This is a genomic window from Sulfurimonas sp. (assembly GCF_026988655.1).
GTDB lineage: Bacteria > Campylobacterota > Campylobacteria > Campylobacterales > Sulfurimonadaceae > Sulfurimonas.
In genome coordinates, this window is record NZ_JALSKT010000051.1 from 1 (window position 1) to 1,755 (window position 1,755).

General features: G+C 33.4%; 3 protein-coding genes. 1 reads left to right on the plus strand and 2 read right to left on the minus strand.

Going from position 1 to position 1,755, the window contains the following annotated elements:
* Together MV052_RS05405 and MV052_RS05410 are read right to left on the minus strand one after the other, a co-directional pair.
* A partial coding sequence (locus tag MV052_RS05405; RefSeq protein WP_297441710.1) for an acyl-CoA thioesterase occupies positions 1–401 on the minus strand: 401 nt, incomplete at its 3' end.
* 182 nt (positions 402–583) lie between these two features.
* The gene (locus MV052_RS05410) at positions 584–1,111 is read right to left on the minus strand and encodes a DUF2062 domain-containing protein (protein ID WP_297441712.1); all 528 of its coding nucleotides are present in this window, start codon (positions 1,109–1,111) and stop codon (positions 584–586) included.
* An 80-nt stretch (positions 1,112–1,191) separates the two neighbouring features.
* On the opposite strand from MV052_RS05410, the gene MV052_RS05415 reads away from it, so the two are divergent.
* A partial coding sequence (locus MV052_RS05415) for a cytochrome P460 family protein (RefSeq protein ID WP_297441714.1) occupies positions 1,192–1,755 on the plus strand: 564 nt, incomplete at its 3' end.

Sequence of the window (1,755 nt, forward strand, 5' to 3'; positions counted from 1 at the left end):
CCTAGAGCTAGTTTATGGTTTTCACTACACTCTATTTTATGCTTATTCCCATCTTTATCAATAGCTACATATGTAATAATAGCACTCGTTACATGAATACATCTTCGCATTCCATCACTAATTCTTTCTGCTGTTACTTCTACTTTAGTTCTTATTGATGTATTACCTATTTTGATGATTTTTGCATAGTAACTTACAGTATCACCTACAAAAATAGGTTCATGAAACTCCATTCCATTGACTGCAACTGTTACTACTCTATCTACATTGGCATCACGAGCCGCTAGGGCTCCTGCGATATCGATTTGAGACATTATCCAACCACCAAATATATTGCCTGCAGGGTTTGTATCCTTTGGCATTGCTAAGATTTTGATTCTTGGTTCACCCATATTGTTCATGATTTACTACTTTATTTTTATATAGGAGTAATTATATCCTATTTTTAATTAAAATATTGTATTTAATAGTATTTAAAGGAGTTAATTTCGACTATTTTTTTCAGGTTGTTTAGGTAGCCTTTTTTCATCCTCACTATAATATTTTACACAAATATAACTTTTGTTGGAATGAATAAATTTTATTACTTTTTTTTCTTGTTTCGGTTATCTTTTCTTTTTTGGTGCCGTTTTTCATGACGAACTGATTTTATCCAAAGCCAATTTACTCCATAGTAAACAGCTATAGAAACAATGATTGCATAAAAAAATGTCCCAACATAAAGTGGTAAAAATATATCTCCAAGATGTGATTTAAACCAGTGCATTGTAAGCTCTACATGTAGAGCCTCCATACCAAGCAGAAAGTTGCCAGTTAGATACTCTATATAATACATAAAAGGCATAGTTATAGGGTTACTAAACCAGACCATAGCTAGAGCAATAGGAACATTGAATCTAAATAAAGGCGTGGTAAAAACGACTGCTAACATCTGCATAGGCATAGGAATAAAACCCCAAAATATACCAACCATAAGTCCACGAGTGATGGATCTTCTGTTTACAGAAAGAAACTCTCTTGGAATCTTATATTTTTTTATAAATGCATCTAGTTTTGTTTTTTTATTACTTTTTTTAAATATTTTTCTAATCATGGCATGAAAGTATAACATAACTAAACAGTAGCTACACATGAAGTAAATCAATACTACACACTATATCTATATAATTTGACAAAATTAAAGGAGAAATTATGAAGTTCAAGTTTATTTATGCGATTGTTATCGCATCGGTTTTTATGTTAGGTAGTGCAGTTGCAGCAGATATGATGAAGCCACCATTTGGTAGTGCAGATGATATTGCTTATGCGAAAGACTTATGGAAGAAGATGGAAGCAAAAGGTTTAAATTCAACACCTGCCAATCTTTATGTAGGCGGTCCTCCTCATGGTAAAGTGAGAGAAGTTATAGAAGGTACTATAGATGGTAAAAGAGTCATAGTAAAGAGAAACTATGGTGGCAAGGGAGTATCTCTTGCAAGTGTTATGAAAAACAGAGGAATGTATCTAAAAGCTATAACAGTTATGGCTAAGAGAGAAAAGGGGTATGATAGTGACAATGCAGACTGGTTTTGGGTCAAGTATGCTCCAGATGGAACAATCATGCAAAATCCAAAAAAGATGGCACTAGCAGGAAAGGTTGCAAAAGGTCAGCCTCAAGGATGTATCGCTTGTCACTCATCTGCTTCAGGAAATGATTTAGTATTTGTTCATAATAAAGAGGCAAATGCCGAAGTTGTTTATGTTATAGCCATCCAA

Bases quoted from the DNA above. Each gene is read 5' to 3' on its own strand.
- MV052_RS05410 (WP_297441712.1), bottom strand. From the start codon at position 1,111: ATGTTATACTTTCATGCCATGATTAGAAAAATATTTAAAAAAAGTAAT.